The 22,268-nt window shown below is 36.1% G+C and carries 18 protein-coding genes; 15 read left to right on the top strand and 3 right to left on the bottom strand.

All coding sequences use genetic code 11. The features are described from left to right. Window positions 1-148 precede the first annotated feature (148 nt). The 8 genes from EJF36_RS10060 (at window position 149) to EJF36_RS10025 (ending at window position 10,294) form a co-directional block, all read left to right on the top strand. Window positions 149-2,968 carry a 2-oxoglutarate dehydrogenase E1 component gene (locus tag EJF36_RS10060; RefSeq protein ID WP_260471867.1) on the top strand — a complete coding sequence of 940 codons (2,820 nt, stop codon included), beginning with the start codon at window positions 149-151 and terminating at the stop codon, window positions 2,966-2,968. Beyond that, complete coding sequence (odhB, locus tag EJF36_RS10055) at window positions 2,955-4,241, top strand: 2-oxoglutarate dehydrogenase complex dihydrolipoyllysine-residue succinyltransferase (RefSeq protein WP_125906194.1); 1,287 nt, start codon at window positions 2,955-2,957, stop codon at window positions 4,239-4,241. The genes EJF36_RS10060 and odhB overlap by 14 nt, the downstream gene beginning before the upstream one ends. A 544-nt stretch (window positions 4,242-4,785) precedes the next feature. Next, complete coding sequence (locus EJF36_RS10050; RefSeq protein ID WP_125906193.1) at window positions 4,786-5,688, top strand: GNAT family N-acetyltransferase; 903 nt, start codon at window positions 4,786-4,788, stop codon at window positions 5,686-5,688. A 79-nt stretch (window positions 5,689-5,767) separates the two neighbouring features. After that, complete coding sequence (locus EJF36_RS10045) at window positions 5,768-6,598, top strand: DUF2785 domain-containing protein (RefSeq protein WP_125906192.1); 831 nt, start codon at window positions 5,768-5,770, stop codon at window positions 6,596-6,598. Window positions 6,599-6,912: 314 nt separating this feature from the next. Next, the gene (locus EJF36_RS10040; RefSeq protein WP_125906191.1) at window positions 6,913-7,323 is read left to right on the top strand and encodes a MarR family winged helix-turn-helix transcriptional regulator; all 411 of its coding nucleotides are present in this window, start codon (window positions 6,913-6,915) and stop codon (window positions 7,321-7,323) included. 194 nt (window positions 7,324-7,517) lie between these two features. After that, window positions 7,518-9,059 (top strand): M3 family metallopeptidase, encoded by a 1,542-nt coding sequence (locus EJF36_RS10035; RefSeq protein ID WP_125906190.1) that lies wholly within the window; start codon window positions 7,518-7,520, stop codon window positions 9,057-9,059. Window positions 9,060-9,379: 320 nt separating this feature from the next. After that, window positions 9,380-9,994, top strand: coding sequence for a hypothetical protein (locus tag EJF36_RS10030; RefSeq protein ID WP_125906189.1), 615 nt, complete (start codon window positions 9,380-9,382; stop codon window positions 9,992-9,994). A 12-nt stretch (window positions 9,995-10,006) separates the two neighbouring features. Then, a complete protein-coding gene (locus tag EJF36_RS10025) occupies window positions 10,007-10,294 on the top strand; it encodes a hypothetical protein (RefSeq protein WP_125906188.1) in 288 nt (95 codons plus the stop codon). Window positions 10,295-10,689: 395 nt separating this feature from the next. On the opposite strand, the gene EJF36_RS21490 is transcribed toward EJF36_RS10025, so the two are convergent. Next, entirely contained in the window at window positions 10,690-10,833 is a 144-nt protein-coding gene (locus EJF36_RS21490; RefSeq protein WP_185806872.1) for a hypothetical protein, read from the bottom strand. 68 nt (window positions 10,834-10,901) lie between these two features. Continuing rightward, entirely contained in the window at window positions 10,902-11,855 is a 954-nt protein-coding gene (locus EJF36_RS10020) for a M23 family metallopeptidase (RefSeq protein WP_125906187.1), read from the bottom strand. A gap of 216 nt (window positions 11,856-12,071) precedes the next feature. On the opposite strand from EJF36_RS10020, the gene EJF36_RS10015 reads away from it, so the two are divergent. Then, window positions 12,072-12,641, top strand: a complete 570-nt coding sequence (locus tag EJF36_RS10015) for a TetR/AcrR family transcriptional regulator (RefSeq protein WP_125906186.1) — start codon at window positions 12,072-12,074, stop codon at window positions 12,639-12,641. Between the two features lie 71 nt (window positions 12,642-12,712). Continuing rightward, a complete protein-coding gene (locus tag EJF36_RS10010) occupies window positions 12,713-13,648 on the top strand; it encodes an SDR family NAD(P)-dependent oxidoreductase (protein WP_125908334.1) in 936 nt (311 codons plus the stop codon). A gap of 132 nt (window positions 13,649-13,780) precedes the next feature. Here the strand turns inward: EJF36_RS10010 and EJF36_RS10005 are convergent, their stop codons facing one another. Beyond that, window positions 13,781-15,853 (bottom strand): sigma 54-interacting transcriptional regulator, encoded by a 2,073-nt coding sequence (locus EJF36_RS10005; protein ID WP_395940581.1) that lies wholly within the window; start codon window positions 15,851-15,853, stop codon window positions 13,781-13,783. A 221-nt stretch (window positions 15,854-16,074) separates the two neighbouring features. Here EJF36_RS10005 and EJF36_RS10000 point away from each other — a divergent pair, with 221 nt between their 5' ends. The 5 genes from EJF36_RS10000 to EJF36_RS09980 all read left to right on the top strand — a co-directional run bounded on the left by EJF36_RS10000 (window position 16,075) and on the right by EJF36_RS09980 (window position 22,257). Then, a complete protein-coding gene (locus tag EJF36_RS10000; RefSeq protein ID WP_260471866.1) occupies window positions 16,075-17,712 on the top strand; it encodes a glutathione ABC transporter substrate-binding protein in 1,638 nt (545 codons plus the stop codon). A 69-nt stretch (window positions 17,713-17,781) separates the two neighbouring features. Next, window positions 17,782-18,705, top strand: coding sequence for a nickel ABC transporter permease (gene nikB / locus EJF36_RS09995; protein WP_125906184.1), 924 nt, complete (start codon window positions 17,782-17,784; stop codon window positions 18,703-18,705). A gap of 14 nt (window positions 18,706-18,719) precedes the next feature. Next, window positions 18,720-20,243: an ABC transporter permease gene (locus tag EJF36_RS09990; protein ID WP_125906183.1), complete on the top strand. Its 1,524-nt coding sequence runs from the start codon at window positions 18,720-18,722 to the stop codon at window positions 20,241-20,243. Window positions 20,244-20,270: 27 nt separating this feature from the next. After that, window positions 20,271-21,269, top strand: coding sequence for an ABC transporter ATP-binding protein (locus EJF36_RS09985; RefSeq protein WP_125906182.1), 999 nt, complete (start codon window positions 20,271-20,273; stop codon window positions 21,267-21,269). Continuing rightward, window positions 21,250-22,257 carry an ABC transporter ATP-binding protein gene (locus EJF36_RS09980; protein WP_125906181.1) on the top strand — a complete coding sequence of 336 codons (1,008 nt, stop codon included), beginning with the start codon at window positions 21,250-21,252 and terminating at the stop codon, window positions 22,255-22,257. The genes EJF36_RS09985 and EJF36_RS09980 overlap by 20 nt, the downstream gene beginning before the upstream one ends. Window positions 22,258-22,268: the final 11 nt, after the last annotated feature.

Below are 22,268 nucleotides of genomic sequence, written 5' to 3'. Positions count from 1 at the left end.
AGGCTAACAAAGCTTAATTTATGTTTTGCAACAGCTTATTTCGGTAACTAAAGTATTAACAATGTGTTTGAAAAGTAATACTACGGCAACTTTGCTTCATACATATAAGTGGGGTAATGCAATGAATCCCAAGAAAGGAAGGAATCTCGTGACAAAAAATGGGGACAAATGGCGTAATTTTCACGGGCCGAACTTAGCATATATAGAAGAACTGCATGAGAGGTTTCTAGAAGATCCTAATTCTGTTGATCAGTCAATGCGAGCGTTTTTCACAAATAAAAAGGAAAATAAATGGACATCTAATACAGACAATATCGCTATCACAAATATTCATAACGTTAGTCACACGATTGCAAATACAATGCGTTTATTACAGAGTATTCGAACGTATGGGCATCAAGAGGCCTCCTTATACCCAATTACAAAACAAAAAGAACAACACCAAAGTAATTTCGAGTTGCGTTATTTTAATTTAACAGAAGAAGAGTTAAAAAGTGTACCTGCCACTATGTTGTGGGAGAATGCCCCCCACAACATTGAGAACGGACTGCAAGCATATGAGTACTTAAAAAAGTGTTATACCGGTAAGGTTGCATACGAGTTTAGTCATGTATTCGAACAAGAGGAACGAGATTGGCTTGATCAAGCAGTAGAAAAAGGAACATATATTGTTTCCCTCTCTCCCGAGAATAAGCATAAATTATTGGATACCTTATTAAAAGTTGATGCATTTGAACAATTTTTACAAAAAACATTTGTAGGTCAAAAACGTTTTTCAATAGAAGGTGTTGATATGCTTGTTCCCATGCTAGAAGATGCTGCCAAATTAGCTGCAAAGAATGGTTACAAGCAAGTCGTCATGGGTATGGCACATCGCGGACGATTAAATGTACTAGCACATGTGCTTCAAAAGCCATACGACCTTATTTTGTCAGAATTCCATCACTCTCCCAACAAGGATTTAATTCCATCTGAAGGCTCTAGAGGTATTAATTTTGGATGGACGGGTGATGTAAAATATCATCTTGGTGCAAATCATGAAATGGAGGAAGGTTTGACGCTGACATTAGCACATAATCCTAGTCATCTTGAGTTTGTAAATCCTGTCGTATCAGGTTTTGCTCGCGCCTACCAGGATGAACGCACAAGCGTTGGGTATCCAATTCAACACATGTCAAATGCCATGAGTGTTGTTATCCACGGAGATGCTGCTTTTCCAGGTGAAGGTGTTGTAGCAGAAACGCTAAACCTTATGAACTTAAGAGGGTATAACACAGGAGGTACCATTCACATAATTGCCAATAACTTATTAGGCTTCACAACAGACTCAGAGGATGCAAGGTCAACAAAGTACGCCAGTGATATTGCTAAAGGGTTTGAGATTCCTATTATCCATGTGAACGCAGATGATCCGGAAGCATGCTTGTCAGCTATAAAACTAGCGTTTGCCTACAAGCAAAAGTTCCAAAAAGATGTAGTCATTGATTTGATAGGGTATAGACGATATGGTCATAACGAGATGGATGACCCGATGGCCACACAACCCTTATTGTATGAACAAATAGCAAAACATGATAGGTTAGCAGATATATATAGTTCGATTCTGATGAAAGAAAAAATAGTAACGAAGGACTCTATTAAAGATAAAAAAGAAAAACTAGAACAACACTTAAAAGACACTTATAAACAAATCCCAAAAGAGAAGCAAGAAGTTAAACTTCCTGAGTCAATTGAAAAAAGAATTGCTACTAAAAACACGGCTGTATCTAAAGATGTACTAATGAAGATTAATACTAACTTACTAACATGGCCGAAAGGGTATACTCCTTATCCGAAGCTTGAAAAAATCCTTCAAAGACGCAATGATGCCTTTGAAGATGGTAAAAAAATTGACTGGGCATTAGCAGAAACGTTAGCATTTGCGACAATTTTGAAGGATGGCACTCCTATTCGCCTGACAGGTCAGGATAGTGAGAGAGGGACATTTGCCCAAAGACATCTTGTGTTACATGATCATAAAACAAACCGTACGTTTTCACCATTACATCATCTTCCTGAAGCTAAAGCTTCTTTTGCTATATATAACAGTCCTTTATCAGAAGCAGCCGCCCTTGGGTTTGAATATGGGTATAGCGTAAAAGCACCTGATACACTTGTTTTGTGGGAAGCACAATACGGGGATTTTGTGAATGCAGCTCAAGTTATTATTGACCAATTTATCTCTGCTGGTCAGGCCAAGTGGGGACAAAAATCTAAGCTTGTTATGCTCTTACCACATGGGTTTGAAGGACAGGGGCCTGAACACTCAAGCGCTCGATTAGAACGTTTTTTAACGTTAGCAGCAGAGAGCAATTGGACTATAGCCAATTTAACTAGTGCTGCTCAATATTTTCATATTTTACGTCGACAGGCCGCTTTGGAGGAAAAAGAAGCACGGCCACTTATCATTTTGACACCGAAAAGCTTACTTCGAAATGCCTACACAGCGTGTCAAGGTAATGAGCTTAGCGACGGCTCCTTTCACTCGGTACTAGAAGACAACCGTACTAAGTCAGAGCAACCTGAAAAGTTAAAGAAACTTATTTTCTGCAGCGGTAAAATCGCAATTGATTTAATAACGAAAATAGATGAAGCTCAAACAAAAGAGTTTAACGAAGTTCATATTATTAGAATTGAAGAGCTTTATCCTTTTCCCGAAAAAGAAATGCGCCAACTGTTTACTAAGTATAAAAACGTATCAAGCATAGCCTGGGTACAGGAAGAACCTAAAAATATGGGAGCTTGGCCTTACATTCAAGCGCGTCTAAAAGAATGTATAAATAAGGACATACCTATTTCGTATATTGGAAGACCGGACCGCTCGAGTCCAGCAACAGGAGACCCAAATGTTCATAAAAAAGAACAAGACCAAATTATCGATTCCGCTTTAGATGTATCGAAAGGAGAAGAGTACATTGAAAGAAATTAAAGTACCCGAGCTAGCAGAATCAGTCACAGAAGGAACGATTGCAAGATGGCTTGTGGCAGAGGGAGACAGTGTGACAGAGGGTCAACAAATAGTTGAACTAGAAACAGATAAAGTAAATTTGGAGATTACTAGTGAAGTCACAGGTACAATTAAGGAATTGTTAAAACAAGAAGGGGATAATGTAGCAGTAGGAGATGTATTAGCAACGGCAGCGGAGGATACAGAGCAAAACAACTCACGAGAAACTAAAGAAAAGAAAGACAGAACAATGGAACAGACAAACAACTATACAAATGATGATAGACATACAGAAGAGACTGCCTACAAATCAGAAAATCAAACAAATGATGGAGAAACTAGAGAAAAACAGGAGAGGGGTCAATCTTTTCGTCCAATTGCTTCACCTGCAGCTCGAAAAAAAGCTCGTGAATTAGGCATTGATTTAACAGAAGTTAAAACAAGAGATCCGTTAGGTCGAATTAGATTACATGATATTCAAGAGTCTCATCTAACACAACAACAACCTCAACAAACTGAAAAAGAAAAAGAGGCAACACCAGAGTTAGACAACGACCGGTATGAAAAAATCAAAATGTCTCGTAAGCGACAGACTATAGCAAAAAGATTATTAGAAGCACAACACCAAGCAGCCATGCTTACAACATTTAACGAGGTTGATCTCTCAGCCATCATGGCTATTCGCGAGCGAAAAAAACAAGGATTTCAAGAGCAACATGATGTTAAGCTTGGCTTTATGTCATTCTTTACAAAAGCAGTTGTCTCGGCACTGAAAAAGTATCCATATTTAAATGCTGAAATCCAAGATGAAGAGATTATTTTAAAGAAATTCTACGACATAGGGATTGCTGTTTCAGTTGATGATGGATTAGTCGTACCTATTGTACGTGATGCAGATAAGAAAAGCTTTGCCGAGATTGAAAAAGACATTATGTCCCTGGCGCAAAAAGCGAAAGACAAAAAACTCAGTCTATCTGATTTACAAGGTGGGACTTTTTCCATTACGAATGGTGGCGTATTTGGCTCACTATTCTCGACACCAATTCTCAATACCCCACAAGTTGGTATATTAGGCATGCACACTATTCAAAGAAGGCCAGTTGTAGTAGATGATGAGGATTCAATCGAAGTAAGACCGATGATGTATATAGCCTTATCTTATGATCATCGTATTATTGATGGTAAGGATGCCGTCCAATTTTTAACGACAATCAAATCATTATTAGAAGATCCTGAGGATCTGTTTTTAAACTAATCGAAAGCGGGTAGGCTTTTTAAAGCTACTCGCTCTTTGTTTATTTCATAAATCTTCAAAACACGAATCGGTTTAGTTATATTTGTAGGTGATGAAACTTCGTAAGCCATCGCCCAAGAATTAAGTATAGTATTTACCAAAAATTCACACAATGTTCATTTACAAAGATCGTTTGCTAAGCTTATAGTATTATTATTGATGAAAAGGAGGAAATAAGATGATAGTTACTACTTACTAATTCGTTCTCATGCGTAAATTTAAAGCAGCATAATAGCTAGATAAATGGCTGTTTGGTGCACCTAGCTATCTAGGTTTATTTGGGGACATCTTTTTAGTAAGGATAGTTGTGTCATCTTATATGTAAAAATTCACTCCTTCCATAATTAAAATGGGCTTGCGCGTGCCTGTAAAATTATGATAACTAGGATTATTTATTGAATTTTCACTGTAAGAGCACTATGCCTTCTTACAGTTTTTTTATTTTTTATAACCTTATATACTAGGACAGCACTTCAGCCTAATTAATATTAGGAGGTTGTTGTATATGCCAGTACAAAAACGACGTTATGAAGGACCAGAAGATTTCACAAAAGTAAATCAATTTTTAATAAATACCTATGAACCTGGTGGCTTTTATCCCAATTGGTTACAACCTAGATGGGAGTATATGCATACTCATCCCTATTTTGATGAAACGTCTCTTAACAAAATAGCCATATGGGAAGAAGACGGGAACATTGTGGCTGTTGTAAACTATGAACTCGAGTTAGGTGACACTTATTTCGCTGTACATCCTGATTATACGTATTTAAAGCGGGATATGTTTGAACACGCTGAAAAGCATTTACTCGGCACGAAAGATAACGGAAACAAATATTTGCGTCTCTATATAAAAGAGTTTGATCGAGAGCTTGAAGAAATCGCCCTTTTACAAGGATATGAAAAGGATAATGATTACCCAGAATTCAATTATATTTCACAATTCAAAATACCAGATGTGTTTCCAAAAATCTCTATACCTGAAGGCTATAAACTTAAAAGTCTTGCCGAAGACAATGACCACATAAAAGTAGATAGAGTAATGTGGAGAGGTTTTAATCACAAGGGTGAATCTCCACAAGACATCGAGGGTCGCAAGAAAATGCAATCAGGTCCGAACTACAGAAAAGACTTAAATATAGTGGTAGAAGCACCTGATGGTAATTTCGTCGCCTACTGTGGTATGTGGTTTGTAGAAGAAAATAAAATAGCATATGTAGAACCTGTCTGTACAGACCCAGACTATCGCCGTTTAGGATTAGGAAAAGCAGCTGTCCTAGAGGGTATCCGTCGATGTGGGGAGCTCGGAGCTACAGTAGCGTTCGTTGAAACAGGTATGAAATTTTATCTAGACATTGGGTTTCAACCAGTTCATTCATACTATCCATGGGAAAAAGAGTTTAAATAACCATTTTTAGAAAAAGAGGGAAAAGGCACCCGTGCCTTCCTCTTTTAAAATATAAATTAATATAGGGGGCACATAGTTTATGAGTATTACAACGAACGAGATAGTGATTAAAGAAAAACTAGTAAGTATATTAAGTGATGATTATACACCGACTGTTGAGAATCAATATGAAGAGGTTTATACTGCCGTTAGTGTTCTTGGGTCACCTGATCCTGAATTACGCGATGAATTAGCATATAGAGTATTAGTAAAATTATTAATACATAACAAATTGTTATCAGATACCGAGATGCGGCAACTATTAAACATTGCGCTATCTGAAGATATGTTATTTTACAAAATAGGCGAAGTAGGTTCTGATAGTGTTTTTCAAAGAACGTTTTCTGCCTTATTGATTGCTATTTTACTATACAGAGACAACGAAGAAAATTATTTGTCTGAAACCGAACATAGGCAAATTATAGAGAAAATCACAAATTACTGCATGCTAGAAAAGGATTATCGAAGTTTTGTTCAAGAAAAGGGTTGGGCCCATGCACCTGCTCATATCGCAGATGTAATTGATGAGTGTGTAAAAAGACGTTACACTACGAGTGAACAGTGCGAATTGTTATGGAAAGGGCTCGAAACGTTATTGTTACAATCTAGCATTGTATTTGATGCAGAAGAAGAAGAACGAATGGCTACTGCTGTGTTCGCCATGATAACACTAAATAAAGTATCATTTGGAACTATCATTAACTGGCTTAAAGCTTTAAACATTGCTAATGTAAATGATCATGTAAAAATCAATATTAAACATTTTACAAGGGCTTTGTGTTTAAGATTGAAATTTCATGATAAAAATAGTAGTGAAATTGATGATGTTCTAAAAGAATTAGAGGCAATGTTTAACCCATCTTTTTATTAATAAGGCTATGTTAAAGGTGAATGTTGATTTTTGTTTGATTTTGATTATAGCGGAATGCACGAGACTCCTGCGGGATATAGTGGCAGACGTGAGACCCCGCAGGTGCTTAGGCTCACGGCCACCCCGCGGAAAGCGAAGTGTGATGGAGCGAAAATCAACACCAAAGTTTAACAGAGCAATTAATAAAGATAATAAACATATACATATTAAAAGCGAATCCTGTAGGGATCGCTTTTTTTATATATAACCATTATGGATAAAATGTTTAACCTATGATATATTTTAGCTATTAAAATTATTAAAGGGGCAGTTTTATGACGTTACATAAAGAGCAGACAATCCACATTATTTTACAAGAAATGTTTCAAATGCAGCAGAAATCAAAAGCATTTATGGATATATTAACTGGCGAGGAAACTTTATCCCAGCATCAGGTCATGCTATTAATTCAATTAAAGCTTTATGGGAAAATGAAAATTACTGATATAGCATCTGCCTTCCATGTTAGCCCAGGAGCTGCAACGTCTATGTGTGATAAGTTAGAAAACCTAGAACTTGTAACAAGAATAAGAGAACCTGAAGACAGACGAGTTGTAAAAGTAGACCTCACTGAGAACGGGGAACAAAAAATTACAGAAATATTTAAGAAGTTTCCACCAAATCAATTAAACAAAATTGCAGACGTATTTAAAGAAGTAAATAGGCTTATGTCTAAAATTCTGTAGCATGTTTAGTGCAACATAGAAGTTTCAAAACCGTACAGAACCATAATTTAAACATGACGTTAAAATGGGCACAAAACTAACATTAGTTTATGTGCCTTAGTTTTATTGATCCATCAATGTTTAACTATATATAAATGTCAGAGAGAGCAAAGCAACTAACCTAATAGGGATTTACTATCAAAAGGAGATTAATTATGGACTTAGGTTTTGAGCGTTTAACTCAAATTTCAGATGTTAACGAATGGAAAGCCACGTATCAAACTGCCATTAAAAATTTGGACGAAATATACCAAGAGGAAGAGCGTATTTACTATCTTATGTACTCGCAAGGGTATGAAAGTCAAAGAATCGATGAAATTCAAAAGATTAAACACGATCTCATGACAAATAAACAACTTATACATACCTTTTCTACGTGGAAAGAGATATTAAGTGATGATCCCATTTGGTGTAGAAGAATAGATGTATTTTTATCAAGGATGAAACAAGAAGCACTTGATAGTCATCCGGAAATAGTAGGCGTGCAACATTCTTTGCAAAAAAGACTGATGGACAGTACGTTTGAGATTGATGGAAAAGAATATAATTTAGGCACTGTGCACTCAAATATTATGGATAATCCGAATCGGGAACTTAGAAAAAGACTATTGCTTGAATCAAAAAGAATAGGACGAGAAAATGAAGATTTATACAGAACACTCATCCAAAAAAGAAACCAACTAGCTCAGGATGTCGGATATGACAACTATTATCACTTTAAATGCAGCCTAAAGGAAATTGATATAGATAGTTATATAGAGGAAATGAATGGCTTACTAGAAAGATTGGTAACTTCTTATACCTACTGGACTAATCGAATAAACGAAAAGTTTGGATGGGAGAAAATAAATTTTTATGATCAATATTTTTCCACCTTCAATTTCCATAGGATTCCAGACAATATTTTTTCATCTGAACGGGTAAAAGAAGTGTTATGTGATGCAGCAAGTGGACTAGGAATACAATTACAAAGCATTCCAGTTAAGATTGAAAGTTTGGAAATTCCATATGGTGGTTTTGCCATCAACATAAACCCAAATGACCTCAGGTTAGTAGTTAATAAACGAGATGCATATTCTGTATTTTTGTCTGGAATTCATGAGTTGGGGCACATAATGGACGGTTACTATGGTTCCTTTAAATACCCAGAGCTCTACCGTTTTTATTCAAGCATAGCGGCTGAATCGATAGCTGAATTATTTCAAACTATTGTATCAGATGAAGAATTTTTAACAAAAAATTTTGATCTAACAGATGAGGTGTTGTTACAGATAAAGGAACTGAATACGTTAACTGATTTGAAGATGGTCCAAATTAATTACTACTACAGTTTAGTTGAATATGAATTATACAAAAACCCTGATAGAAGCTTCCAAAAGATCGCTGACGAATGTTATAAAGTTGTATTTGGATATGAGGGTGAAACTTTTCATCCTGGCAGCGAGATGTTTTATATTGAGAATCCAGCATTTTTTCAGGACTACAACTTTGCGTTAGCAATTAGAGATATGATTCGGGGGAAATTTTGCGTAAAGAGTCTCTATAAAAATCAAGAAGTGTTTCATGAACTGCTTAAAAAATACATTGAACCGAATCAGTTATACTGTTGGAAGGATAGGGTAAAACAGATCTGTGATGAAGATTTTACGTTTTCCTATTTAACTGAAAGATTAACTAGCGTAACTACGAATGATTAAACAGCTTTACAATAACATTTATATTGCTAATTTCAGAGCAAGTCCCGAGAGTTTTGTTGAATTAAGTTTATTATTTACCAAGTGGATGTCAATTTTAATTGACATCCTTTTTAATACAATCACGCCAACTTCTCTTTTCAAGCAAAAGGCTTATTTGACTGCCAAAACAAAAAATGTGTCACTAATCGGAACTTTATTTAAAAGAAAGTGAACCTTTTTAGTTTGTTATTGACAACATTATACAAAAGGTATATATTATGGATGTTAAATATTTTAACAGTTAAAATATTTAACGACTTAATAAAAGGTGGGTTATAAATATGAACTTAGCTAATAATCACGAAAATAGTATTCAAGCAAATGGTTATAGTGTATACCCTCATGATATTAAAACAAACTTTATGAGTATTATTGGACATTGCCAAGTAAAAGGAAATGTTACAGCAAAGGAACTGATTAATAAAGGAACCACTTCTGCAAACGATTGTTTTGTTGAAACAGTAGAAAACATAGGGAACTTATCTATAAATCGTTTACAAGGTGAAAAAATTGTTACATCAGGTCATTTAAAGTGTAAAGGGAATGTAAGTGCAGAATTATTTCAATCAAAAGGGGCCGTTAACATTCAAGGCAGTTTACATGCAAACACAATCTATATAAAAATAACCTCCACATCTAACGTGGATATTGTTACGAGTAAGGGAGATATCACTATTAAAAAAAGCCGTACAGCTTTCTTAAATCTACTTCCTACAAGACTACGTACCAAACGATTAAAAGGAGAAAAAATTGTCATTGAGCATGTTGAGGCTTCAGAGGTTGTTGGGGATATAATTGATGTTGGTCCTAATTGTATAATAGAAAAATTATACTATAAAACAAAATGTGACATTCACTCAAAAGCGAAAGTACTGTCGAAACATCAAATACGTTAGGAGGAACTATGTATGTTACTGAGATATAAAAAATATGCGATTTTCAGTCTACCAACTTTAGTCATTGTACCAACGTTATTCGTGTTTTCAACTGGATTAGCTTTATGCTCTGCTATTGCGGTAATAGGAGGCATCATTCGCACCTTTAATAAAGACCTCGTTCAAATGACTATTGTTCCAGGTGTTGATATTCCAAGTATTTTAAGTCTTCCCGTTTCCATTGTTTTTGCAGTTATTTTACTATTAATTTCGTTCAGTAGCTGGAAGCTTCTAAAACGTTATATTAAGTTTATACGCTAAGCATTTAAGTAAATATGTAAAAAAAACCTGCACCTTAAGTGCTTTCTTACTGAAGGTGCAGGTTTTAAATTTTGTATTTAACTAGGGTCAACCTCATCAAAAGAAAGTCTGGTAACTGTCGTATAGTCTCCTTTTTGTATCTCTTCTATTGATGCCTTTTGCTCAAGCTCTTCGTCGTCATCCATTCCGGGTGCAATTTTCTGATCATAATTTTCATTTTTTTCATTATGAAAACTCCTTTTGTTTTTAATGGCTTATAGTTAGTATTCCCTTTTAATGTGCTGTTATTAAGTCTTTAAAAACAACATCACAATTTTCAAAATAGGCTATAGCATTGTGAAAACTAATAAAGGTTGTGCCGAAAATAAATTCCATTCCACACAACCTTTGCCTTTCTAATATTCAATTGCTTCAATATCTTTAGGTTCCACGTTTTTGCTTTCTACAGAAGCAGAAAGCTCTTTTGCCTCCTCTGACATTTCAACAAAAGCTTTCGTTTTAACAATCTTTCTGTCATCTTCACGTCTATCTTTTTTCAAACAAACCACCTCTTATTTAGCATTATAGATATAATATGAAGTATTTGTTGGTAGTTTATGTAGTGTTTTTATTTAAAAATAAGGTTGTTTTTCACAACAAATTTTCCATCAAAACGAATCGGTACACCTTTACCCCATGGCGCATTCTTTGCAGCGTGAATATGTAGGTGAGGTAAGCCTGTTCCAGACGTTCCGACTGCTGCTATTGGCTGACCCGCTTGTATTTTGTCACCAATCTTTACCGACGTACTCTTTGCTTTTAGGTGGAGTAAGGAGATGTAAATATTATGATCCGTTTTGATAGTAAGTGTATTTCCTTTACCAAAGCTCGCACCAGGGCTAACATCTGCAAATTTATCTTGCACATTTGTCACAATGCCATCTACTGGACTATAGACTACTTCTCCGTAAATTTCATACAAGTTAAACTTAGATGGATTGTCGATAAAAACACCGTATCGTGACGTCCCTAGCAAATTCAGTTTCTCTATATCAATCGCGTATTGCATAGAGTCATGTACATTTGATTGTTGAAAGAGCGGAAATCTATAATGGTAATTCATGAGTGTACTTTTTTCACCATTACCTCCTTGAAAGATTGAATATACACCATCTTTTAAAGGAAATTGAAGGTCTATAGCTTCTTCATTGTAGTCATATGCCAAAGTAAAAGAATTGCTACTTACAGCAAAAACGCCTATAAAAAGAACTTTAATTACGTTACCTGTAATCGTTGTAAGACTATAAGGAGGAAACCATGATAGGTTATTTACTTTTTTCCATGATAGAATAGCCAACATTAGAAAACATAATACAAATAGATAACGAAAGTAGTAGCTAAAAAACCACCAATTGGCAACAAAATAAATCATTATAATATAACTGCCAACCAATAGATTATTTAAAATCCAGTCAATCTTAGTATTTAATTTACTTTTCCATAGCCAAATCAATAATAGTATAGGTATTATTAATGCTGTTAAAAAATCAGGGATAAATGCGTAATGGAAGTTAAAAAGCATAAAATTCTCCTTTGTGTATTTTTTCACAATATAGCAATTTAAAGATATATCAATTTGATAAATTCTGTAAAGTTTTTTTATGAATTGACATAATATATTTTTATTTCAACGCAATGGTTGCATATATGCTAAAATTCCCGAAAAACTTATTGCTTTTTTTTCCAAATGATTTATAATTTAATAAACCACCGGTCAATAAATTAAAAAGGAGTACAAATGTCACCACGTAAACCAGCCAATCAAGAACTAACAAAAGACATGATTATAGCCGAAGCAAGAAAGCAATTTGTTGAAAGAGATTTTAATAAAGTTTCAATGAGAAGTATTGCTAAACAACTGAATTGTAGCCACGGTTCTTTATATTATCATTTCAAAAATAAAGCAGACTTGTTCTATGCCATTGTGGAAGAAGATTTTCATGCGTTGAACACACGTTTAGATGAGACAATTCAGAGCGATGGTGCTCCCAGTAACAAGCTTCAAAACGTATTTATTCAATTTATTAAATTTGGCTTGGATCATCAAAGTCAATACGAATTAATGTTCATGAAAAAAAATGAAGAGGTAGATAGTTTGTCTCAAGAGGCAGCTAATCTCAGCTTCCAACGATTTGCAGAAGCCGTACAGACTCTTTCTGATAGAAAATTATTAATTAAAGACATTTATTCTGCATTCGTAGCTCTTCATGGTTTTGTGTCTCATCATAAAGGCTATGCAAACAGCTTTGACGAAGCAAAAGAAGCGGCACACTCATATGTTGACTTTATTTTGAAGGCAATACGTTAGGGCCATTCCTTGGTCCTAATTTTAAAGACGTTATTGACCAATGGTTAATTAAGAGGAGGTTGTGTAAAATGATTTCAAAAGCTTTAGTTATTGGTGCATCAGGTGGAATGGGATATGCATTAGTCAAAGAATTAATTTCGAGAGGCGTTGAAGTGGTTGCATTTGCAAAAAGCGAGCAAAAGCTTACATCCTTATATAAACATGAAGCTAAGATAAAAATAGCGACTGGAGATGCTTTAATTGTACAAGATTTATTAAAGGCAGCAGAAGGTGTAGATGTAATCTTTAATGCGATAAGTTTTCCTTACCAAGAATGGAAAGAAAAACACCCACGTTGTGTGGACAACATAATAAGTGTTGCCTTAAACTGCAATGCTAAGATAGCACATGTCGACAATATATATGCATATGGTAAACAAGCTAAAAGAAGGGTTTCTGAATCTGCAACAAAAGAACCACACACGAAAAAAGGAAAAATACGATTAACACTCGAAGAAAAACTATTAAATAGTCCGGTGCCTTCATTAATAGTTCATTTTCCAGACCTATATGGACCAAATGCCAATAACACTATACTTCATGAAACGCTAAAAAGCGTTGCTAATCAAAAGAATTCACGTTTTGTAGGAAAATTGGATGTACGTAGAGAGTTTTTATACACATTAGATGGCGCGAAGGCAATGGTAGAATTAGCTCTTCGTCAGCACACGTATGATCAAAATTGGAATATTCCAGCATCTCATCCAATAACCGGAGAAGAGCTGATTTCACTATTTCGAGATGAAATTGGCTATAAAGGAAAAATACAAACTGTTTCGAAAGGTATGATTCAGTTATTAGCATTGTTTTCATCAGGCATGAGAGAATTTCTAGAAATGATGTATTTGACTGAGAGCCCTGTCATTCTTAATGGAGACAAATACGAAGCAAACATAGGCAATATACCTAAAACACCTTATAAAGAAGGGTTGAAACAAACTTTAGCGTGGATGAAAAGCGCTAGCTAGTTATTTTTTGTTCTTTACAAGTAAGAAAGGGGGAGGAGATTCCCCCAAGAGGCAGTCTAAACAAAACGTGAAGAAAACGATTAGTTTACAGCTGAACGTATTACTTGTAATTCAAGTAGACACAATATCATCCTAGACCATTAAAACTGAATCTAAATAACGCTTACCCGTCTCTGTTATCATAGTACCTGCACGACCGCGGCCTTTTGTTATATATTCTTTTTCTTCAAGGATATTCAAACGGTGCCGAACCTGTTGATTTGTTAGCGGGGTAGACCAGCTTTGACTCTCAAGCTCAATTTTTTTACGACTAGCGGGTTGACCCGCTTCATTCATATTAAGAATTGTTTGCAAAATTCTTATCAGTTCATTCTTATCATGAGTGGAGGACATTGAATGTGTTGCTATGCTTTTTTGTAACTTTTGCTGCGTTGTTATTATTGTATTGTTCTGAAAGAATTCTTTATTAGGAATATCTTGCACTGTAATAACATTCCCATCACAAACAGCTAACATATAATCAATAGAGTTTTTCAATTCTCGAACATTGCCAAACCATTGATACTGCATTAGCTGGTCAATTACATCAATGTTAATCTTTATATGAGTTCGACCACTTTTCTTTATGAAATGTTGTATTAAAAATTCAATATCTTCACGTCTATTTCTAAGTTCGGGTAAATGTAGGAATAAGACCTTTAAGCGATGATATAAATCCTCGCGAAATACCCCCTCGTGAATCATCCTAAGCAAATCTTTGTTTGTTGCAGCAATTACTCTTACATCTACAGGGATTATTTTGTTGCCTCCAATTCTCATTATCTCTTTTTCTTGTAAAACTCGAAGTAATCGGGCTTGTAACTTTAAACTAATATCCCCAATTTCATCAAGAAAGATCGTACCACCATTGGCTTGCTCAAATAATCCTTTTTTTCCACCTTTCTTTGCTCCCGTAAATGCTCCTTCTTCGTACCCAAACAATTCACTTTCCATTAAATCCTCAGTCAATGCACTAAAGTTTACAGCTAGAAAAGGACTTTTATTTCGAATAGATTGATTATGTATCGCACTTGCGAAAAGTTCTTTCCCTGTGCCACTCTCACCTTGAATGAGCACAGTAAGGTCTGTTTTTGCTAGCTTTGCGGCTGTTTCCTTTGTATCTTGTAACACTTTACTTCGACCTATAATATCAGCGAACGTATATTTAGCATAGTAGCCTTTTTTTACTAACTCTCGTCGGAGTGTTCGTTCCATCTCTATAGCCTCATGAGGGTTCTTAAATGTAGCTACAATTGTTTCCTCGCTTTGTAAGCAAAAACGATGCACTATTGTGTCGTATGACCCTAATGAGAAAGCATTATCTTCCGTTTGCTGCTCTGAGAGAATAAACTCTACTAACTGCTTATTACTAATGACAGAGTCAATGTTGTTGCCAATTGCGTTAGATGCTGCAACAGATGTAAACTTCTCCATAATTTCATTAAATACTGTTATGGTGCCATCAAAACGAACAGCTAAAATACCATCATTTACTCCATCAACTACTCTTTTTAAATGTTTATTTAAGTCATTTGCTTGCCTCATCGTACTTGCTAATTTTTTGCTTAAATCAATAATCTTTTGATTGTATTTATTCGAAATCTCAGCACCTTTTTGATCTAACAACTGAAGGTGATTTAGAATCTCAAAAATGGTAGAAATATCAATAAGACGTGGGCCAATATTTACTATCTCTTCTACATAGTCAGGTATGAGATGAACTTCTCCAGGTGTAATAGCAACTTTAGTCTTTTGAAACACTTTCCTGTTAGGATAGCATGGAATGTATTCAATGTGATCAATTCCTAGCTCCTTTAGAGTATGAATACCTTCTATCACCGTTTCTGGAAAGTCGTTCACGTACAACGCCTTCGCACCATTTGGTAGGAAAAGTAATTGATCAATCATTAAATAATTAATAGTACGTTTAGCTGCGATAACAGTACAACTTGTTTCAATCACATGTTGAACCTCATCAGTAATAAGTTCAGAAGAAAGAATAACCAACTTATTTTTAATAGGAGAAGGTAATTTTTCTTCAACTGAAAAACTATGAATGTGAATAAAATCCCCTATGATTTCTGTTAATTGCTGATAGAGCGCTTTTCGTGTTTCTTTTGTACCCGCTAACAAAACGACACTATTTTTATACTCCATGTTATTCACCTCACAAATTGGTTCATTTATTGGGTGTTAACACAAACAACCAAACCCATTTATAACCATTTTAACAACCTATTGGTAAACTATTCAAGTTTTTTAAAATATTTAGAAAATAGTATTATTGTTTATTTCAGTAATACCACTGCAAGAAAATTTGCGACACCCATAGTTGGCACACTTTTTGCATGTATATATATGAACACTTATTTGAAGGGGGAAGAGAGTTGAAAAAATTATTTGTATTTTTCATGTGTATGATTGTGATGAGTGTGGTTGTAGCATGTTCCAGTAATAGTTCAGAAGATGCGTCAAATGCACCTGAGCCACAAACAACAACTGATGATACCTCTACAACAACTGAACCGAATGCATCAGAAGCATCTGAAGAAGAAACTGACGAGATGTTACCTTTAACAGTTGGATTAGAGGCTGAGCCGACATCATTGGACCCATTCAACGCTACCGATGGTAATTCTGCTAACATTCAACAAACGATTTACGAAGGACTTCTTCGGTTTGATCCTGACATGAACCTTGAGTTTTTGTTAGCAACAGGCTATGAGTACAATGAAGATGCTACGGCAATTACGTTTACTCTCCGTCAAGGTGTTACTTTCCACGATGGAAGTACTTTTAATGCAGAAGTTGTAAAAGCAAATTTAGACTTTGTTAGAAATGATGAGAACGGATTAGCACGTTCTAGCTTTTTCTCATTTATCGATGAAGTAATTATTGAAGATGAAAATACTGTTACTATTCGTTCTGCAGAGCCAAATTCAGCAATGGCCTCTTATATGGCACACGTATCTGCGACCTTTAAATCAATAAATGAAATAACTAAAAAAGTAGAAGACTCTGATTACAATTTAGACAGGAACGCAATTGGTACAGGTCCCTACAAATTCTTAGAGTGGAAAGATGGGCAGTATGTAAAGGTAGTTCCAAACGATAATTATTGGAACGCTGACCAGCTACCTAAATTGAAAGACATCACATTTATTCCTGTTCAAGAAGCAAGCACTCGCGTTAATATGCTAAAAACTGGCGAGCTTGACGTTATATCAAAACTTCCTACATTAAATGCCGAGGAATTATCTCAAGCTGAAGGTATTGATGTATTTACCGGCCCATCCTTAAACGTATTCTATGTTGGTATAAGTCTTAAGCATGAAAAATATCAAGATGTAAGAGTGCGTCAAGCCATGAACTATGCTATTGACAAGAATGCTCTTATATCACAAGTTGTCGACGGATACGGCACAATTGCTGATTCTGCTATTGCACCAGGTGTGTATGGTTATAAAAGTCAACAAGCTTACACATATGATTTAGATAAAGCTAAACAGCTTATGGAAGAAGCGGGGTATGAGAACGGTTTTGAGGCTACGTTATGGACGCGAAATGAAACAAGCTTCGTAGCTGTTGCGGAAAATATCGCTATTCAGTTGGAGAAAATTGGAGTAAAGGTTAAAGTTGAACCTTACGAGAGCGGTACGCTTTTTGACATGCTAGATAATAACAAAGGTACAGATCTTTATATCGGTCGTTGGTCACCTGGCACTGGTGAAGCAGATTGGGGATTACGTCCAAACTTTGCCTCTGATCGAGTACCACCTAACTATAATAATTCAGGCTTTTACGTGAATGAGCAAGTTGACACTCTACTTAATAGTGCAATTCAAACGTCAGATCAAAATGAGGCGTTAGCGCATTACGCAGAAGTTCAAGAAATCGTGTATGAAGAAGCACCATGGCTCTTCTTATTTGTACCGGATAATGTAGTAGCAAAACGTAGTAATGTATCAGGCGTAACAGTATTACCAGCAGACTCCGTTTTAGTTGGAAATGCTGATAAAGAATAAATCAAAAACTCTTAAAAGGTAATCTCTGTTACTTAACAGAGATTACTACACTATTAAAGGGGTTACATTATGATCACTTATATTATTAGACGATTAGTAGGTATGCTACCACTGTTACTAATTGTTTCTATACTGTCTTTCTTATTCGTTCATTTAACACCAGGCGACCCCATTCGGATTATGTATGGAGCAGAGATTGATCAAAGCACTTACGTAGCATTGCAAGAGAAACATGGGTTAAATGATCCACTTCACGTGCAGTACGTCAATTATGTAAAAGGGATTGTCCTTGAAGGGGATTTTGGTACATCCTTTCGGACAAAATCGGATGTATCCACAGAGATTGTCAATCGTTTTGGATACACCCTCCTGTTAACATTCGCCGCTTTAGTATGGGCCGTGTTATTTGGGATACTAGTTGGGATTATTTCTGCTGTTAAACGAAATTCCTTTTTGGATCGCTTTAGTATGCTATTTACAATAACAGCTGTTAGCATTCCCGAATTTTGGCTAGGACTACTCCTTATGCAAATATTCGCTGTACAACTCGGGTGGCTTCCATCAGGTGGGAGCGGAGAGTTTAAGCATTTAATTTTACCATCTATCACACTTGGTTTTGGGGTTGCAGCGTATATAGCTCGCTTTACACGATCAAGTGTTCTTGAGGTCGCGAGAGAAGATTTTGTTAGAACCGCTTTGGCAAAAGGACAAAGTGAGTTTGTCGTAACATTCACACACATTTTACGTAATGCTCTTATACCTGTTGTAACAATGACTGGGTTACAGTTTGGCATATTATTAGGAGGGGCAGTGGTAGTAGAACAAGTGTTCACCTGGCCAGGTTTAGGCTCTTATTTAATAGATTCTATCCTGTCTCGTGACTATCCGGTAATTCAAGCCTTAATTCTACTATTCTCTGTTCAATTTTTGATTGTAAATTTATTAGTAGATATAAGCTACGGCTTTTTAAATCCACAAATTCGCTATGACTGAAATGGGTGATTTAGATGGAGAAAAACAAAGTTTATTCTCCCTTTAGAGATTTTTTACGAAAATTTTCAAAACAAAAACTAGCAGTAATTGCGTTTTCTGTTGTTATTGCTATCGTTATCATCGCTTTATTTGGTTCGTGGCTTGCTCCTTTTGATCCTTCACAGCCTGTTACGTACCAATACGAGAAGAAGGGCATTCAAGTAACGCAACAGAACGAAACCAAAGTAACAGTATGGGCAACTACAAATACCGATCAAAAAGAAAGAGTGACCGACTTAAAAATTACAAATACTAAACGAAATGTTACAGCTATCCGTTTTCATGAAGAACAACTTACTGTTCAAGCAAAAAATACAGGTGTTGCTCAAATCAAACTATCTAAAGATAATATATCAACTGTAATTCAAGTTGAGGTATCAGAGTCAGCTGCGCCAGTTTTATCATATTTAGAGGTTAGTAGTCCCACTTCATCGTTACAAATAGAAGATGTTTTTTCACTTGAAGTGACAGGTATGCTTACAGACGGAACAACGGTTGATTCAAATCAAATAGAACAATTAACAAAAGAAGACAATCTCAAAACTAGCAAAAACGATGGATTTAATACATCATCAACCTCGCAAATGAGCCCTAAAGGTGGGATTGTTTTTGAAAGCTTTGATCCGAATGTTGCGTCTGTTGATAATCGCGGAAACATTAAGGCATTACAAGCAGGTTCAACAATTATAAAAGTAACAGCGGGAGAAGTATCCACCATCATACCTGTTTTTGTTGAAACAGTACCTACAGCGAGCGTCGTTAATCTTATTCCTGAGCAAACTAGTGTCTTATTAAGTACTTCCTTTAAACATCAAGAACCTTCAAATTTACATTGGTTTGGCACAGACCATCAAAATCGAGATATTTTTAGTCGGGTACTTGTTGGCACACAACAAACATTAATTATAGGGTTTGTGTCTGTTCTAGTAGGAGCCAGTATCGGAACAATTCTTGGGCTAATGGCAGGCTATTATGGAGGAAGAGTTGACAGCCTTATAACGAGATTTACAGATTTATTACTCGCATTTCCCGGTATCCTTCTAGCTATTGCCGTTATTGCGATTTTAGGTGCAGGCATTGTCAACATTATCTTTGCTGTTGCTACATTTACTGTCCCGATTTTTATTCGCATCGTTCGTGGTAGTACATTATCACTTAAAGAGAAAACGTATGTTGAAGCAGCTCGTTCCATTGGCGTGTCCGACTTGATTATTATATTCCGTCACATATTACCTGGTACTTTCTCTATTGTACTCGTATATTTAACGATGCGTGTCGGAACAGCCATCCTGATTGGTGCGTCTCTAAGTTTCTTAGGTTTAGGTGGAGATATTACAGCACCTGAGTGGGGAGCTATGTTAAGTGCAGCGAAGGATAATAGTCGTACCGTTTTTTATCCTACCTTTTTCCCTGGTATGGCAATTGTAGTGACCGTTCTAGCTTTTAACATTTTTGGCGATGGCTTACGTGATGCCCTTGACCCTAAACTAAAAGACTAGTAAAAGTTGAAAGAAAGGAGGAGCAGGATGTCTGAGGAAGTTTTAAAAGTGAACGACCTTACAGTTACAATAAGCGATGATGGTGATGAATTTTCAGTGGTACATCATATTTCCTTTTCTGTAAAAGCAGGGGAAACACTCGGTATTGTTGGAGAATCTGGTTGTGGAAAAAGTATGACGTCTCTTGCAATCATGCGGTTACTTCCTGAACCGCCCGCAAAGATAAAAACAGGGGAGATTATATATAAAGGGGAAAATCTATTATCTCTTTCTAAAAGGAAAATGAGAGATATTCGCGGCAACCAAATTTCGATGATTTTTCAAGAACCCATGACATCTTTAAATCCCGTCATGACTATAGGGAAGCAATTGAATGAAGTCATTTTACTTCATAACCATATGACAAAAAAACAAGCAAAAGAGCGCGCCATTGAAATGTTGAAGATGGTAGGTATACCAAGAGCCGAGCAAATTTTTAATAGTCATCCACATGAATTGTCAGGTGGCATGCGACAAAGAGTTATGATAGCTATTAGTTTAGCTTGTAATCCTAATATGTTAATAGCGGATGAACCAACAACAGCTTTAGATGTGACCATTCAAGCGCAAATTTTGCATTTAATGAATGACCTTAAGCAAAAGATGAACACGTCGATTTTATTTATTACCCATGATTTAGGCGTAGTAGCCGAGATGTGCGATCGTGTCATTGTTATGTATGCCGGGGAAATTGTAGAAGAAGCGGATGTAGATACTATTTTTAACAATCCTAAGCATCCATACACAAAAGCCTTGTTAGCATCTATTCCAAAGGCGCATCAAAAGGAGGAATCATTATATTACTTAAAAGGCCAAGTACCTACACCAAATTCAGAAAGAAAAGGATGCAGATTCCAGGATCGCTGTAGTCACGTGATGGACATTTGCCAACAAGAACATCCTAGCATGCTACGAATCTCTGATACACATACTTGTAGATGCTTGTTGTATACAGAGGAGGGGAATTATGCAGGACAACATTCTTGAGGTAAATCATCTAAAAGTGCATTTTCCGATACGCTCTGGATTGTTACAAAGAGTAACGTCCCACGTGAGAGCAGTAGATGGTATTTCCTTTCATGTATACAAAGGAGAAACATTAGGAATTGTCGGGGAGTCTGGCTGCGGAAAATCAACAACGGGACGTGCGATTTTACAGCTAGTTCAGCCTACGTCTGGTGAAGTCATTTTTGAAGGAGTGGACTTCACGAAGCTTTCAAAAGCTGACATGCGAAAGCAACGTCCGAACGTTCAAATGGTGTTTCAAGATCCTTATGCGTCGTTAAATCCCCGTCTTAAGGTCGAGCAAATTTTGTCAGAGCCTATAACAACACATCTGTCTGTTAGTAAAACCGAACGAAGAGACATGATCGCTTCAATTATGGAGTTATGTGGCTTAAATAAAGACTATATGAAACGTTATGCACATGAATTCTCGGGGGGCCAAAGACAGCGAATCGGGATTGCACGCGCTCTTATATTAAAACCGAAAATGATTATAGCTGACGAAGCTGTCTCCGCCTTAGACGTCTCTATCCAGTCTCAAATTTTGAATTTAATGCAAATGTTACAAAAAGACATGCAGTTAACGTATATTTTCATTTCTCATGATCTAAGTGTGGTCAGACACATTTCCGACCGAGTAGCGGTGATGTACTTAGGGCGTATTGTTGAATTAGCGGACACCGAACAATTGTACGATAACCCAAAACACCCTTATACGCAAACACTTTTATCAGCTATTCCTGTTTCAAATCCTCGAGACAGAAAGGAACGTATCATTTTACAAGGAGATGTTCCTTCGCCAAGCGATCCTCCGAAAGGATGTGCCTTTGCATCTAGATGTCCTAAGGTTATGGATATTTGCCATCGTGTCCCTCCTAAGCTTGAGAGAAACAATGGTAGCCAATTTGTTGCATGTCATTTATATAAAGAAAGTTATCACGCTGACCAGTCCACACACTCATTTGTGTAAAATAAAGATTC

Origin of the sequence: Bacillus sp. HMF5848 (assembly GCF_003944835.1) — a bacterium.
Classification (GTDB): Bacteria; Bacillota; Bacilli; order Bacillales; family HMF5848; genus HMF5848.
Note: the sequence above shows the minus strand (reverse complement) of the source record. Positions and strands in the feature narration are given on the sequence as shown.

Bases quoted from the DNA above. Each gene is read 5' to 3' on its own strand.
- EJF36_RS10050 (WP_125906193.1), top strand. From the start codon at position 4,786: ATGCCAGTACAAAAACGACGTTATGAAGGACCAGAAGATTTCACAAAA.
- EJF36_RS10045 (WP_125906192.1), top strand. From the start codon at position 5,768: ATGAGTATTACAACGAACGAGATAGTGATTAAAGAAAAACTAGTAAGT.
- EJF36_RS10040 (WP_125906191.1), top strand. From the start codon at position 6,913: ATGACGTTACATAAAGAGCAGACAATCCACATTATTTTACAAGAAATG.
- EJF36_RS10035 (WP_125906190.1), top strand. From the start codon at position 7,518: ATGGACTTAGGTTTTGAGCGTTTAACTCAAATTTCAGATGTTAACGAA.
- EJF36_RS10030 (WP_125906189.1), top strand. From the start codon at position 9,380: ATGAACTTAGCTAATAATCACGAAAATAGTATTCAAGCAAATGGTTAT.
- EJF36_RS10025 (WP_125906188.1), top strand. From the start codon at position 10,007: ATGTTACTGAGATATAAAAAATATGCGATTTTCAGTCTACCAACTTTA.
- EJF36_RS10020 (WP_125906187.1), bottom strand. From the start codon at position 11,855: ATGCTTTTTAACTTCCATTACGCATTTATCCCTGATTTTTTAACAGCA.
- EJF36_RS10015 (WP_125906186.1), top strand. From the start codon at position 12,072: ATGTCACCACGTAAACCAGCCAATCAAGAACTAACAAAAGACATGATT.
- nikB (WP_125906184.1), top strand. From the start codon at position 17,782: ATGATCACTTATATTATTAGACGATTAGTAGGTATGCTACCACTGTTA.
- EJF36_RS09990 (WP_125906183.1), top strand. From the start codon at position 18,720: ATGGAGAAAAACAAAGTTTATTCTCCCTTTAGAGATTTTTTACGAAAA.
- EJF36_RS09985 (WP_125906182.1), top strand. From the start codon at position 20,271: ATGTCTGAGGAAGTTTTAAAAGTGAACGACCTTACAGTTACAATAAGC.
- EJF36_RS09980 (WP_125906181.1), top strand. From the start codon at position 21,250: ATGCAGGACAACATTCTTGAGGTAAATCATCTAAAAGTGCATTTTCCG.